Raw genomic sequence first — 12,904 nt, forward strand, 5'->3', positions numbered from 1 at the left:
TGGCAAAAATAGGGAAAGCCTTTTGACCAAACAGCATTTTTCCCTAAAAACTTACCATTGCTTTAGAGCGTTGGCAGGTGAATCTCTGTGAGCATGGAACGGACGCTGCCTTTGCCATACTGCTCTATGGTGTCAAGCGGTGTGTGCAAAATCTTGGCGTAGCGCTCCAAGCGGTGTTTTTGTTCGTCAGTCAAGGTTTTATATGCCCGGGACGACATGATCAGGTAGTGAATGCCGGTGTTGCTCATAACTTCCAGCACATTGCAGCAATAGCTGCCTACTTGCTCATGGCTCACCTCTATTACTTCTTTTTGAGATTTCTTGAATTCTTGGCGCAATACTTCCCGGTCGAAATCCAAAGTGACGGCATCCATGCAAAAAATGACGTATTTGGTGCCGATGCTCATGATGGCGTCGGTGTGCCGTACCGGTTTTTTGTGGGCATCTACCGCTTGGAACGTGACCGTGCGGTATTGTAGCAGGCTGCCGAAGTTGCTCAATACCTGCGGGTGGGTACAAGGTGAAAGGCAGGCATACGCTACTTTTTGGGTGCGGTCGAGCGCCATGCTGCCGGTGCCCTCAAGGAAGCGCCCTTTGGCTTCGTGATGGGTGAGGTCTATAATATTTCGCAAAATAAATTGCTTCTTGAGATGCTCCAGAATGTCTTTTCGACGCTCTTTGCGCCGGTTGGGGGCTTCCAGCGGGTAAAGCACCGCGCTGCCATTGCTGTGGAACGACACCCAGTCGCTTGGAAATAAGGCGTCGGGCGAAGGGTCTTCTTTTACGTCTTCAAACACAAGTACGTTGATATCATGTTCACGAAGCAGTTGCACCAGGCCGTCGAATTCTTTCAATGCTTGCTCATGGATGGCATCTAAGTTCAGGGCATCCATGTCAAGCATTTCCTGCTCGATGGTCTGTGGGTTGGGACCGAATCGGGCAGGGCGAATCATCATCACATAAGAGGTTGCTTGCATAGGTGTTTTCCATTTTTTATCAACCTTTAAGTAAGCTTTTTTTTGACAATGATTCAACCCCGCCCGCTGATTTCCTCTTTCTTTTTTACTCTTCTAATGCCTGCACGGCTTCCTGATAGAGACGGTAATTTTCATCGTCGAAGCAGCAGAATATAACCTTTTCAGGTAGTGTATGCTGTCTTAGGTAGTCTGTGACTGCCTGAAGTGCCACCTGTGCAGCTTCGCGCTTGGGGTAGCCGTAAACACCTGTACTGATATTGGGAAAAGCCACGGTGCGCAAGTGGTGTTCGGAAGCCAGCTGCAAGCTGTTGGTGTAGGCTTGCGCCAACAGTTGTGCCTCGTCTTGGGTGCCTCCATGCCATACCGGACCTACCGTGTGAATGACATATGAGGCAGGCAGGTTGCCGCCGGTGGTAATGACCGCCTTCCCTGTGTCGAGCTGTCCGATCTTTTTTATAATTTCTTTGCACTCCTCCAAAATTTGAGGACCGCCGGCGCGGTGAATGGCCCCATCCACGCCACCACCGCCCATCAAAGAAGGGTTGGCTGCATTGACAATGGCATCTGCTTTCAGGCGTGTAATATCGCCTTGTATCACTTCCATTCTGTCTTTCAACTTCATAGCTTTACCGTTTTTTTAAAAAAACTACTTGTGCGTTTTTAGTTTCTGTTGGGTGCGACGTAACCACATGGGCAAAATAAAGATGCCTATGAGCAGATAAGGATAGTAGGTAAGCAGGCGCCAGAGGATGCCTACCGTGCCACTGAAGCTGCCCAAAAATTCGGAGTATAGTTCTGTGAAGAAATACTCGGCAGTGCCGGTGCTGCCGGGCGTGGGTGATATGAGCATGCTGATCCAGAGCACAACCTGTCTGCCGAAAACAAGCAAATGGTCTTGAAACGACAAGTCAATGAACGTTTCCATTAAAAAGTTGAGAGTGGCATAGCGGGCAATCCAGATGAACAGGGTGAAGCCGGCTGCTTGTAGCCAGTAACGCCAGGGTTTTCCTTTGATTTCCCGTGAAGCAAGGATAATGTCATTGCCTGTTTGATAGGCTGCCTTGCGCCAGCGCTTGAACCACCGGAAGGTGGTAGCTTTCATGAGCAGCCATTTCACCAAACGTGGACGCGCCAATAGCCCGAATGCCATGAAGAAAGTGTATAGGGCTATGAGCGCATAGCTTAGCAGAAAAGTCCAGCGCATGGTTTCGTTGAAGCTGCCTACAAACACTTCACCCTTGGAAAACCAGATAGAAAGCGGAGCCGCAAGAATAAAAAAGGCATTGTCGAGCACTGCTGTAAGCAATACATAGGCAAGGGCTTTGCCGAAGCGAATGCCTTCGCGGTTGAGTATAAAAATGGCAACGGCTGTTCCGCCCACTACCGAGGGCGTGACCGCCGAAGCAAATTCCCAAAGCAAGATGCTGTAAAGGCTTCCTTGCCAACTAAGTTCTTTCTGAGACAAATAACGAATGCGGGCAGTGTAACCGCCATCGCGTATGAGCAACACCATGATGGCGCCCAACAGGGCCGGCAAGGAAGCCTCGCGAAAATATTGCCACTGCGAAGGCTCATACGTCCAGTAAAAAATAGCCACTGCTGCAAGTAAACCAATCAATAAAGGAATGAAGGTGCGCTTGGGGCTTAGTTTGTGCAGAATATCTTTTTCCTGAATATTCATAAAGCAAAGGCTTGACAGCTCGGCTGCAAAGGTACGAAGTTTCACAGAAAGCAGCCGCCGGGCAATGTCTCTCTTAACAAATGCTTAAGTTTGCCTTTAAAAACAGATGAACAAACAAGTGCTTGTTGTCGGGGGAGGCGCCGCCGGTTTCTTTGCGGCTATCCATATTGCAGAGTCCGGCTTGCCCGTGACCATTCTTGAAAAAAGCCCCAAACTGTTAAGCAAGGTGCGTATTTCGGGAGGCGGGCGCTGCAATGTGCTGCCTGCCTGCTATGACATAGAGCAGCTGTACCGGCACTATCCCCGGGGTGGGCGTTTTTTGCGCAAGCTGTTCTACGAATTTGGCGCACGGGAAGCCTATGATTGGTTTTCGCATCGTGGAGTGGCGCTCAAAACAGAAGCCGACGGGCGGGTTTTCCCTGTTTCCGATAGCTCTGAAACCATTGTGCAATGCCTGATGCAGGCGGCACAAAAAGCAGGCGTGCAGATACGCACGCGTGCCGAAGTGGTGGCGCTCGAGCCGCAAAACGACGGACAGTGGGCGGTTGCGCTTGCTTCCGGGGAAGTGCTGCAGGCGGCAGCGGTGGTAGTGACTACGGGGGGCGGCAACAAGCCCAAGCATTATGCATGGCTCGAAACACTTGGCTTGTCCATTGTACCGCCGGTTCCGTCTTTGTTTTCTTTCAACATAGGAGATGAGTCCTTGAGGGCGCTGCAGGGCATTAGTGTGCCGGTAGCCATGGTAAGCCTGCCCCGGTGGAAGATGACGGAAACAGGACCACTCTTGATTACGCACTGGGGGGTGAGTGGTCCCGCCGTATTGCGCTTGTCTGCGTGGGGAGCACGGCTGTTGCATGAGGTCAATTATCGAACGAAAGTGCGAATCAATTGGACCGGTGCCTCGCATCCTGCTACCGAAGCCCGGTTGCAGGAGTTAACTACATCTTTTCCCGGGAAAAAACTGAAAAACACACCGGTGCAACTGCCCAAACGCCTTTGGGAGTATTTGTGTCAAAGGGCAAAGTTATCACAAGATGTTACATGGAAAGAGTTGTCGGGCAGGCAGTTAAATGCCTTGCTGCATGTGCTTTGTGCCGATGAGTACGAAATAGTTGGAAAAACGACTTTTAAAGAAGAGTTTGTGACTTGTGGAGGAGTGGATTTGCGCGAAATATCTGCCAAGAGCATGATGAGTAAGAAGCTGCCGGGGCTGTTTTTTGCCGGCGAAGTACTCGACATAGATGGCATCACCGGTGGTTTTAACTTTCAAGCGGCATGGACGACCGCCTACACGGCTGCACAAGGGGTTAAAGACTTTTTACTTTAATTTTTTGTATAAAGGTTATAATATATTGTGTGTTTTTGTGGTTTTGTAAAATTTTTGTAAAAAAATATTGCTTGATAGCGAAACTTTTTATAAGATTGCAGCGTACTACGGTACATCATGCTTATTAAAAGTTTAACCAAAAATTACGTTCTTATGAACAAGCGTAACCTTTTCACCGCGGCCGGCTTGGCTGCATTTTTGGCAGCTTCTTGCTTAACAGGCTGCAAACAGCAGGAGGAAACCATGACGCCTGCTGCCACCCCCGATGTTCAACAAGTAGTGGAGAGTGGCGATGCCTACGAAGGGCGCTACATTGTAGTCTTTAAAGACGAGGCAGCTGCCACTTTCCGTAGCCGCATTCCGGCAGCGCCCGCCCGTCGTGAAGGCAAGCTGGAGTATGCTCGCCGCGTAGAAGAGTTGGCGCGTGAAGAAGTAAGCCGCTTGCTGGCAGAGGTGGGCATTCAACGCGACAAATCGACCCTCGACAACGTGTATGGACATGTGTTCTTGGGCTTTGCCGACCAGCTTTCTGCCGAGGAGTTGCGCATCTTGCGCCAAGACAGCCGCGTGGCTATCGTAGAGCCTGACCGTCCGGTTTTCTTGGAGCCCGTAGAGGTAAAAGAAAGCACGAATGCGGCACAAAGCACACCTTGGGGAATCACCCGTGTAGGTGGTGCGGTAGAGTCTACCGGGCTGTCTCGTTGGGCTTTCGTCATTGACTCGGGCATTGATTTGGACCACCCCGACTTGAACGTGAACACTCAATACAGCCGCTCTTTTGTAGGTGGCTCTGCCGATGATGCCAACGGACACGGCACCCACGTGGCAGGTACCATCGCCGCCAAAAACAACTCTTATGGTGTAGTAGGGGTGGCTGCCGGTGCTACCGTGGTGTCAGTGCGTGTGTTTGGTGCCAGTGGACAAAGCTCTAATGCAACTATCATCAACGGTGTGGACTATACTGCCGGGGTAGTATTGCAAGGCGATGTAGTGAACATGAGCTTGGGCGGTGGTGCTTCTACCTCCATTGACAATGCCGTGAAAAACTTGGCTTCCAAAGGGGTGTATGTAGCAGTGGCAGCCGGCAACGATGCCGCTAACTCTAACTACTATTCACCTGCCCGCGTGAACTATTACAACTCCTCGAATGGCGGTAAGGTATTGACCGTATCGGCAATGGACAGCCGGGATCGTTATGCCAGCTTCTCGAACTATGCCAATCCGCCTATTGATGTATGTGCGCCCGGCGTATCTATCTATTCGACTTACAAAGGTGGTGGATACGCTACCTTAAGCGGAACTTCTATGGCTACGCCTCATATTGCCGGCATCATGTTGGTGAACAACGGGAAAGTGTATATCGACGGCTACGTGAAGAATGACCCTGACGGCAAAGCCGATCCTATTGGACGCCGTTAATAAAAAGATTATTTCAGAACAGAAACGGGGCACCCATAGGGGGCCCCGTTCTTTATTTTGCATGTAAGTACTGTCTTTCATACTATCCATGATTTAGCGGGAAAAAAGCTGTGAATACACTGCCTTTCGGCGAGCTTTCAACCAGTTCAACATCGCCACCTATTTCATTGAGCATTTTTTTACAAAGTGCCAGGCCAATCCCCGTGCCTTTTTCGTTTTTGGTACCATAAGTACTTTTCTTGATACTTAAATCAAAAAGCGTAGGAAGCACTTCTTCTGAAATGCCGCTGCCTTCATCCTTAACACTAACTGCCGCCTTGCCGGGCGTTGCCAAACCGCTTTGCACATATACCTTCCCACCTTCCGGTGTGAACTTGATGGCGTTATGCAGCAAGTTTCTGATGACAAATTTAGTAATGTGTATATCGGAGCGCAGCTCTATGTCTTCCGGGCTTGCCCGGTACTCTATTTGAATACTTTTGTGCTCAGCCATTGCGCTTAATAGCTGAATGCTGTGTGTAATGGCTTCGTGGAGTGAAAAAACGCTTTCTATACTCTCTTCCTTCACCATTTTGGTGAGCCAGTCATTGAGTGCATTCCACAGCTCTACCAGGTACTGTATGTTGTGCTGCATTTCATGCAGCATGCTTGGGGGAACCAAAGCTTTGATTTCGTCGAGATGCTCCACAAGTTGAATGAATGCCGCAAATGAATTGAGCGGCGACTTCATGTCGTGATTGATGGCTCGAAGCAACGTATAAATGTTGTCGAGCTTTTCCTCGGCAGTTTTGGGGTGTTTGGCAGCTCCATTCATAGCATAACTCAGTTGCAGAGAACGGCGCGTCAATATGCGCTCTATGATTTCTCTTTTTTCTTTCAATATAAGATCCAGCCTCTGTAAAATCAAATTCTCTGCCTCCTCTATAATGCGGATGGCATTGGTGCTACGAATAGGCTTGTTTCTGTTTCCCCCAAGCACCTGCTTTACGTAAACGTACTGTAGGCCAAGCCTGTCTGCAATATCTTTTTGGTCACCGCTTTCCAGCAGTGCGCGTACCCATAAGGCATAGCCGGGATCTACTTCGTAACGTTTGGGAGGTATGTTATCAAGACGTTTTTGCATAAGGTGAATAAGTTTCGTAATGGTGCGCTTTCAGCACTATTTTTAATTGACAAATATTTTTTTACATTTGCATACTAAATAAACCATAAAATATGCAGTATTAATAATGATTTCTTTTAACCTCATAAAGTAATAACTGGCATCCAAATTTATTGGAAAATAAGTAAAAAAACAATCTTTTAAAACTACTCGGCAATTTTTGGGAGTAACATCACTGTTAAAATGGGAAAACGTATGTTTTATTTAGGCAAAAACATTCGCTTTTTGAGAAAAAGAAAAGGTTGGACACAAGAAGAGCTCGCCAACCGAATCGGAAAAAAGAAAAGCATCATCGGCAATTATGAAAAAGGTGTCACTGAGCCCAACTTGGCCATTTTGATGCGCTTAGGCGAACTGTTTGGGGTGTATTGGGCACACTTGGTTGATTGCGATCTGACAGGGGAGCAAGACTCGCCTTTTGTGTCTGACGAAATTCAGCAGCAAATAGGAGTATATCGCCGGCAGATTGAAAAACTGGAGCAAGAAAAACGTCATTTGGAAGAACAGCTACGTCAATTGAAGTAGCTGCCGCACCGGCTCAACAGGGGAGGTGCCAAGCCAGCGTATTTCGAGCGGGAGGTAATAGCAGCCGGTGCCCTGCAGTTCTTGTTTCCATAAAGGTAGATTCTTGATTTTGGCAAAATCTTTTTCTGTGGTAAGCAACGAGGTCGTCCCATGCTTTTTTAAGCTGTGAAGCACTTTCCGGAGTGCCGCTTCATCGTAATGATGATGGTCGGGGAAGGCGATATGCTCTTTTACCAAGAAGCCACAATCTATTGCTGCTTTCTCGAAAAGCCCGGGCGTGGCAATGCCCGAGAGAAGGACTACCGGGGGACCACACGGAAGGTCTGTTTGCCAGATAGCCCTTGCCGGACCATAAGCATAGGTAGAAAAAAACACCGGCTTACCGGGGGCATAGCGTCCTATCTGTTGTTTTATGTATGTTTGTTCTTGCACTGAAAGCTGAGCCGGACACTTGCTGACAACCACGAGGTGAGCCCTTTCGGCTTGACTGCGCAAGTCGCGCAGATTGCCAGCCGGAAGTAAATAATCTTTGTAAAAGGGACGATAATAATCACACAAAAGTACATACACATCGGCTTTAAGGGCGCGATGTTGAAAGGCATCGTCAAGTATGACGAGCCCGGTTTCCGGATGTGCCCGGAGCAGTGCCCGGATGGCTTGCACCCGCCGGCTGCCCACACTCAATCCGCTTATTTTTTTTTGATATTTCATCCAAATTTGATAAGGCTCGTCACCTATCTCTTCGGCCGTGGTGGCGGCATGGGCTACTACTATCCCCCGGCTTTGGCGCTTATATCCCCGGCTTACCACCCCTACCCGGTACTGCCGGCTGAATGTTTCTATAAAGTATTCTGTATGAGGTGTTTTTCCTGTACCACCCACCGTAAGGTTGCCAATACACAAAGTAGGAACCGGTGCTTTTTTGCTTTTCAATAAATGCCGGTCATATAATTGATGGCGTAGCCATACTGCGAGGCCATACAAAGGCACAAATAACCAGCCAACGGTGCGGCGTAACCAATAAACAAGCGGGTGTGTCATCTTATGAACCAATTACTTCTATTTGGAAAGGGGCGGGCAAAAAACACAATACCAGAATCAGCAGGCTAAGCCAGCCCAGCAGCTGCCTTCCTGTGCCTATGGGGGCTTCTACGCGTGCCGTGGGGTGGTAAATCCCCAAAAAGCGCCCTAAAATAAAAATGAAAACCAACCATCCGTTATAGCCTTGGGCTTTTGGAAAAAGCCAAAGAGTAGCAAATTGCAGAAATACCACCGACAGAGCCAGTGTGAGCCTGTGACTTGGCAAGGGTGCAGCTGAGTAGAAGCATAAATACAGGAAATAAACGTACAAGCCCAAGTGAACAAATAAACGAGGAAAGGGAGTATAAGGGCTGACCAGCCCCAGACCTGCATAATACAAAAAGCCATAAAACAGAATGAGTGCTATGCGGTTGAATACTTTGGGTCCTAGCAGCCCATACAGGATATGGCCGCCGTCGAGTTGGCCGATGGGTACCAAATTAAGTGCCGTGAAGAGCATGACGATGTAGGCAGCCAGAAGGTAAGGATAATGCATCATTTCTCTTGGATCCGGAATGCGGCTATTGTCTTCTACCCAATAGTGCTCTGCCAACATGAACAACAAAGGCTTCTGTAAGCTCACCAGCAACTTGGGCGTTCCGCTGCTGTCGGCTTGGTAGGCATACTTGCTGTAGTCGTCACCATACACTTGGTAGCCCGGCATGGTCTTATATTCCGGGTGTATTTCCAGCACATAAGAGCGGGGGGGGAGGTGCGTGTAGCCATAGTACAAAATGCCCAAGCCCACGACAAAACCGGCCAATGGACCGGCAATGCCCACATCGAAGAACTGCTTGCGGCTTCGCATGCGCTCTTTTATCCGGATAAAAGCACCCATGGTGCCAATACTGCTGCTGAAGTCGAAAAACCAAAAAGGGAGATAGTAAGGGAGTGTAACCCGGATATGATAATGCCGGGCGGTGAAATAATGCCCGAACTCATGAAAGCTAAGCGCCAGCAACAGAGGAAGCGAATAATGCAAGCCGCTGCCAATGGTGCGGCTATTGACCCATTCGGCCAGACTGCCTTTGCTCCAGTCGATGAGCGGCTTGCCATGTATCCATTCAGCGCCGGCAATGGTGGTAGTAATAAATGTCAGTACAAACAAAAGCAAATGTATGCTTCCTTTTGTCTTACGATTTCTGTATTTCATAGGCTGAAAACTTGGCTATATCCAATTGGTTTTGTGGTACAAGATAAGTATGCATGCCCACTTGGGCTGCCGCTTCTGTATTGGCTGCGCTATCATCAATAAAAAGGATGTCATTTGCTTGCGCCTTGCTTTTATCGAGCACATATTGAAATGCCCGGCTGTCCGGCTTGGTGTAGCCTATTTCATAGGAGAAAAACAAGTCGTCGAACAGCTTGTAAAAAGAAGTGGCATGAAGCCGGTTGAACATCGCTTCTATACGTTCGATATGCGCAGGATTGGTGTTGCTCAACAGCATCAGGCGGTAGCCGGCGGTGCGCAATCTTTGCAACAACCGTACACGCCCGGCAGGGATGTCGAGCAGCAGAGCCATCCAGGCATTTTCTATTTCTTCAATAGAAACCCCCGGACGCATATACTGTTTTAGATGCGAATAAAAAGTAGGCGTATCTATTTGGCCACATTCGTAATCATGAAAGAAAGGGCGTTGCGCCAAATCATTCCACGATTGCAGCTGTGGTTGGTATTCGGGCAGCAGGAGGGGATAAAAAGCTTGCATGCTGCGTTCAAAATCGATATTGATAATCACCCCGCCCAAGTCAAAAAGTAAATACGAAGGTAGTTGCACGTCCGTTTTCTTTTATTTGTGTCTTGCAAATATCTAAAACAATGCTTGTATTTGCTAATATATAGCCATGCCGGCTTATATCTATTTTTTCGCGCTTTAAACGCTTGATATACCGCTTTTTAAATGCATAGGGCATTATTTTTTTGCTGCTATTGTTGCAAGTTCAGACAGGAATGCGTAAAATTGCAATCGAAATCGCGCAACGAAGTGCGATGCGGACCCTTAGCTCAGCTGGTTAGAGCACCTGACTCATAATCAGGGGGTCGCTGGTTCGAGCCCAGCAGGGTCCACAAAAAGCCACCTTTCATGGGGTGGCTTTTGTTTTTTTGTCTATTTAGCACCTTGTAGAATGAAAAAAAGAGAAGCTGCCGGTGAGCTTCTCTTCTGCATAAGCCGAAAGGAATAAGTAAATGCTCACTGCCGTTTGAGGAAAGCACGCAGCATCCACAAGTCTTTTTCTTTGGCTTTGATGTCGCCGGCCAACATGTCGATGGTCCCTTCGTCTTCGGCTTCTTCAGCTGCTTTAAGTGTTTCCCGTTCAAGAGCTACCAAAGCCTGTATGTTTTCAATGAGCGTAGATACAGACTCTTTGTCACTGCGCACATTTTTAGCTGCTTGAATGGTAGCATGTTCCATATAATCGGCAAAAGTGTGGAGCGGAGTGCCGCCCAATGTCAAAATGCGCTCGGCAATGGTATCAATCATCGCCTGTGCGCCGGTGTAAAGCTCTTCAAACTTGGCATGTAAAGTGAAGAAGTTTTCGCCTTCTATGTTCCAATGAAAGCCACGCAGGTTTTGGTAATAAACTTGATAAGTGGCAAGTAGTGTGTTCAGTTTTTCAATAACAGCCGTAGTTGCTTCGTTTGCCAGTCCGATATTGTTTTCCAATACTTTTTCCATAGTGATAATTGATTTTTAGGGTGAAACATGTAAACTGTTTGCTTATATGGCAAATATAGTAAGAATTTCTTGATAAGAAAAGTTCCTTGTTGCTTTGCCTTTTTACATAAACTGAAAAAAGATGTAAAGGTAAAGCCAAATTCCCCCTATAAAATGCCAATAGACCACCAATAAGCGCAGAAAAAGGCGGTTGGGGGGATTCATGGCGTAAATAAAGGCGTCCACGTAGTTGAGTTTAAGCAGTGAAATGCCAAAAAAATAAAGCAAGACCAAGCCACCTATGCCCACATGTGCCAAATGCAGCAACACCATCACAAAGAACAGGCTATGCAGGGGCGTGCTGCGCATGAGTTCAAGGTTTTGTTGGTAAAGACTTTCCCAGCCCATCCATTGACAGACGCCAAAAGCCATTGCCAGCAAAAAGGTGGTGCCCAGCAGATAGCGATAGGCAAAATAAGCATCTTGTAAAAAGGCCTTGTATGCCTGTTGCAGTGTAAGGCTGCTGCAAAGAATAACGAAGGTGCTTATGCCCAACAGGCGTGGTACTTCAAAAGGAAGCGTCGGCAGGGCAAGGCGGTATTTCAAAAAAATGGCGCTAAGAAATACGAACATGATGGAAATGCCAATGAGTCCCAACCATAGCATGAAACTGAGTGGTTCGCGCCTTTGGCTTATTTTTTCTACAAAAGAGCGTTTGTTTTCCATTGAATCCGGCACTTTTGTGCGTTTTTTTGCTTTCTCTTTTTAGAGAACAAAAAAATAGCCATTGGGTTCGAAATAAACTAAAAAGAAAAGGGCAAGCCGGAGGAAGGTTGCCCTTTAAAGAAATGAAAATACTGAAAAGGCATTTTAATCGCCGTCGCCACTGTCGTAGGTGATATACAGCCCCAACAAGGAACTCATGTCACTTTTGAAATAGCGCGTATGCTTGAGCATTTCGTTGTGGAGCGCTTCTACAGCTTGATACTGTGTGTCGATGAGTGTGGAGAGTCTTGTTTGCCTGTCCAGTGCATCCAGCTTTTGATAAATAATTGACAGTTGCGCTTCGGTATTGTCCGACAACTCTTTGCCGCCCGGTACAGCCAGCAGGTAGTCCTGAAAGCCCAAGCCGTCTTGCCCGTCAGCGCCTACGCCCCGCCAAATATTCTCTATGGCTTTCATGTTGGCACGAATCATATCCAGCGATATGCCGCTGTAGTATGCCTCTACGTACATAGGTGCGGGTGAGGTTTGTGGGGCTCTTTTTCCCAATGGAATGCCCAGTTTGAAGTTTTTGATGCGTTCATAGCCCAGGTTGAATTGATTGAACAGGAGAGTAAGAGAACTGCCGGCATCCGTGCCGTCGTTGGCAATGAACGAGGCTTTGGCTTCGAGCCATCGGTTACGGCTCTGCTCTATCTTAGCCAGCAGGTGGTCTGCTACTGCTTTTAAGTACAAGCCACGCTTGTTGTCATTGGTAAAAGCATCAACAATGGCTTGTTGGTTGCCGTCGGTGCGAAAGAGCAGGTAGTCCATTGCCAAAAAGCCACGTGTATCCCGGTTGAAGTTGGCAAAGCTGTAATCCCCTTGACTGATGTATTGCTCAATCAGTGCACTATCTACCGGAAATGCGCCTATCTCTTCGAATAAACTTTTATCGAGTGTATTGGGCTCAATCAGAAATTCGAAGTTATACATGTTGGCAGACTGCCACGTGGTGTAGGTTTGTATCCATTGCGTTTGCAAGGCTTCGAGTGTGCCAAGCGAGGGCGCATTCACAAAGTTTTGTGTAGCGGCTTGCAACGCTGTGGCTTCGCTATGCAGGCTGTCAAAAGCAGGGCTTATCAAATTGTTGGCTACATTTTCCAGCAAGCCCCGCCGGTCAAAATTCTGCGGACTGTTCTCTTTTTTCGAATTGCAGGCAGTAAGTCCAAGCAAGCAGGCAAGCACTATGATTGCGAGGCTTATTTGTTGGGGAAACTTTTTCATGAGCAGGTCGTTTTATTTGTCTTTAAAGCAAAGAAAAGATATGTAAAATCAAAATGCACCAAAGGCATGCTATAAAGCACGCCTTTG

13 protein-coding genes and 1 tRNA gene are annotated in these 12,904 nt (G+C 47.8%); 4 read left to right on the top strand and 10 right to left on the bottom strand.

The window, feature by feature from the left end; genetic code table 11:
* Positions 1-62: 62 nt before the first annotated feature.
* The 3 genes from ctlX to QVE43_RS00185 all read right to left on the bottom strand — a co-directional run bounded on the left by ctlX (position 63) and on the right by QVE43_RS00185 (position 2,658).
* Positions 63-977 (bottom strand): citrulline utilization hydrolase CtlX, encoded by a 915-nt coding sequence (gene ctlX, locus QVE43_RS00175; RefSeq protein ID WP_288003634.1) that lies wholly within the window; start codon positions 975-977, stop codon positions 63-65.
* 85 nt (positions 978-1,062) lie between these two features.
* On the bottom strand, positions 1,063-1,599 hold the full coding sequence (locus tag QVE43_RS00180) for an O-acetyl-ADP-ribose deacetylase (RefSeq protein WP_288003636.1): 537 nt from the start codon (positions 1,597-1,599) through the stop codon (positions 1,063-1,065).
* Between the two features lie 24 nt (positions 1,600-1,623).
* Positions 1,624-2,658: a lysylphosphatidylglycerol synthase transmembrane domain-containing protein gene (locus QVE43_RS00185; RefSeq protein WP_038030678.1), complete on the bottom strand. Its 1,035-nt coding sequence runs from the start codon at positions 2,656-2,658 to the stop codon at positions 1,624-1,626.
* Positions 2,659-2,764: 106 nt separating this feature from the next.
* Between QVE43_RS00185 and QVE43_RS00190 the strand changes: the two genes are divergently transcribed.
* On the top strand, positions 2,765-3,985 hold the full coding sequence (locus tag QVE43_RS00190) for an NAD(P)/FAD-dependent oxidoreductase (protein ID WP_288003638.1): 1,221 nt from the start codon (positions 2,765-2,767) through the stop codon (positions 3,983-3,985).
* A 153-nt stretch (positions 3,986-4,138) separates the two neighbouring features.
* Positions 4,139-5,404, top strand: a complete 1,266-nt coding sequence (locus QVE43_RS00195; RefSeq protein ID WP_288003640.1) for a S8 family peptidase — start codon at positions 4,139-4,141, stop codon at positions 5,402-5,404.
* A gap of 82 nt (positions 5,405-5,486) precedes the next feature.
* Here QVE43_RS00195 and QVE43_RS00200 read toward each other — a convergent pair whose 3' ends face one another.
* Positions 5,487-6,527: a sensor histidine kinase KdpD gene (locus QVE43_RS00200; RefSeq protein ID WP_288003642.1), complete on the bottom strand. Its 1,041-nt coding sequence runs from the start codon at positions 6,525-6,527 to the stop codon at positions 5,487-5,489.
* A 234-nt stretch (positions 6,528-6,761) separates the two neighbouring features.
* Here QVE43_RS00200 and QVE43_RS00205 point away from each other — a divergent pair, with 234 nt between their 5' ends.
* A complete protein-coding gene (locus QVE43_RS00205; protein WP_288004792.1) occupies positions 6,762-7,091 on the top strand; it encodes a helix-turn-helix domain-containing protein in 330 nt (109 codons plus the stop codon).
* On the opposite strand, the gene lpxK is transcribed toward QVE43_RS00205, so the two are convergent.
* From lpxK to QVE43_RS00220, 3 genes are read right to left on the bottom strand one after another with little or no spacing between them, the layout of a single operon-like run.
* Positions 7,074-8,132 (bottom strand): tetraacyldisaccharide 4'-kinase, encoded by a 1,059-nt coding sequence (gene lpxK, locus QVE43_RS00210; protein ID WP_288003644.1) that lies wholly within the window; start codon positions 8,130-8,132, stop codon positions 7,074-7,076. The genes QVE43_RS00205 and lpxK overlap by 18 nt on opposite strands.
* 1 nt (position 8,133) lies before the next feature.
* Entirely contained in the window at positions 8,134-9,324 is a 1,191-nt protein-coding gene (locus tag QVE43_RS00215; protein WP_288003646.1) for a site-2 protease family protein, read from the bottom strand.
* Complete coding sequence (locus QVE43_RS00220; protein WP_071837462.1) at positions 9,305-9,949, bottom strand: HAD family phosphatase; 645 nt, start codon at positions 9,947-9,949, stop codon at positions 9,305-9,307. Before QVE43_RS00220 ends, QVE43_RS00215 begins: the two co-directional genes overlap by 20 nt.
* A 216-nt stretch (positions 9,950-10,165) precedes the next feature.
* On the opposite strand from QVE43_RS00220, the gene QVE43_RS00225 reads away from it, so the two are divergent.
* A tRNA-Ile gene (locus tag QVE43_RS00225) sits at positions 10,166-10,239 on the top strand.
* A 124-nt stretch (positions 10,240-10,363) separates the two neighbouring features.
* On the opposite strand, the gene QVE43_RS00230 is transcribed toward QVE43_RS00225, so the two are convergent.
* From QVE43_RS00230 to QVE43_RS00240, 3 genes are all read right to left on the bottom strand, one after another.
* Positions 10,364-10,849 (bottom strand): Dps family protein, encoded by a 486-nt coding sequence (locus tag QVE43_RS00230; RefSeq protein WP_038030686.1) that lies wholly within the window; start codon positions 10,847-10,849, stop codon positions 10,364-10,366.
* A gap of 102 nt (positions 10,850-10,951) precedes the next feature.
* The gene (locus QVE43_RS00235; protein ID WP_288003651.1) at positions 10,952-11,554 is read right to left on the bottom strand and encodes a cytochrome c oxidase subunit 3; all 603 of its coding nucleotides are present in this window, start codon (positions 11,552-11,554) and stop codon (positions 10,952-10,954) included.
* A 144-nt stretch (positions 11,555-11,698) separates the two neighbouring features.
* The gene (locus QVE43_RS00240; RefSeq protein ID WP_288003653.1) at positions 11,699-12,817 is read right to left on the bottom strand and encodes an imelysin family protein; all 1,119 of its coding nucleotides are present in this window, start codon (positions 12,815-12,817) and stop codon (positions 11,699-11,701) included.
* Positions 12,818-12,904: the final 87 nt, after the last annotated feature.

The sequence above is a fragment of the Thermonema sp. genome (assembly GCF_026003375.1).
GTDB classification, from domain to species: domain Bacteria; phylum Bacteroidota; class Bacteroidia; order Cytophagales; family Thermonemataceae; genus Thermonema; species Thermonema rossianum.

What these genes read in the sequence shown, in the direction of transcription:
- ctlX (WP_288003634.1), bottom strand. Translation starts at nt 977, where the DNA reads ATGCAAGCAACCTCTTATGTGATGATGATTCGCCCTGCCCGATTCGGT.
- QVE43_RS00180 (WP_288003636.1), bottom strand. Translation starts at nt 1,599, where the DNA reads ATGAAGTTGAAAGACAGAATGGAAGTGATACAAGGCGATATTACACGC.
- QVE43_RS00185 (WP_038030678.1), bottom strand. Translation starts at nt 2,658, where the DNA reads ATGAATATTCAGGAAAAAGATATTCTGCACAAACTAAGCCCCAAGCGC.
- QVE43_RS00190 (WP_288003638.1), top strand. Translation starts at nt 2,765, where the DNA reads ATGAACAAACAAGTGCTTGTTGTCGGGGGAGGCGCCGCCGGTTTCTTT.
- QVE43_RS00195 (WP_288003640.1), top strand. Translation starts at nt 4,139, where the DNA reads ATGAACAAGCGTAACCTTTTCACCGCGGCCGGCTTGGCTGCATTTTTG.
- QVE43_RS00200 (WP_288003642.1), bottom strand. Translation starts at nt 6,527, where the DNA reads ATGCAAAAACGTCTTGATAACATACCTCCCAAACGTTACGAAGTAGAT.
- QVE43_RS00205 (WP_288004792.1), top strand. Translation starts at nt 6,762, where the DNA reads ATGTTTTATTTAGGCAAAAACATTCGCTTTTTGAGAAAAAGAAAAGGT.
- lpxK (WP_288003644.1), bottom strand. Translation starts at nt 8,132, where the DNA reads ATGACACACCCGCTTGTTTATTGGTTACGCCGCACCGTTGGCTGGTTA.
- QVE43_RS00215 (WP_288003646.1), bottom strand. Translation starts at nt 9,324, where the DNA reads ATGAAATACAGAAATCGTAAGACAAAAGGAAGCATACATTTGCTTTTG.
- QVE43_RS00230 (WP_038030686.1), bottom strand. Translation starts at nt 10,849, where the DNA reads ATGGAAAAAGTATTGGAAAACAATATCGGACTGGCAAACGAAGCAACT.
- QVE43_RS00235 (WP_288003651.1), bottom strand. Translation starts at nt 11,554, where the DNA reads ATGGAAAACAAACGCTCTTTTGTAGAAAAAATAAGCCAAAGGCGCGAA.
- QVE43_RS00240 (WP_288003653.1), bottom strand. Translation starts at nt 12,817, where the DNA reads ATGAAAAAGTTTCCCCAACAAATAAGCCTCGCAATCATAGTGCTTGCC.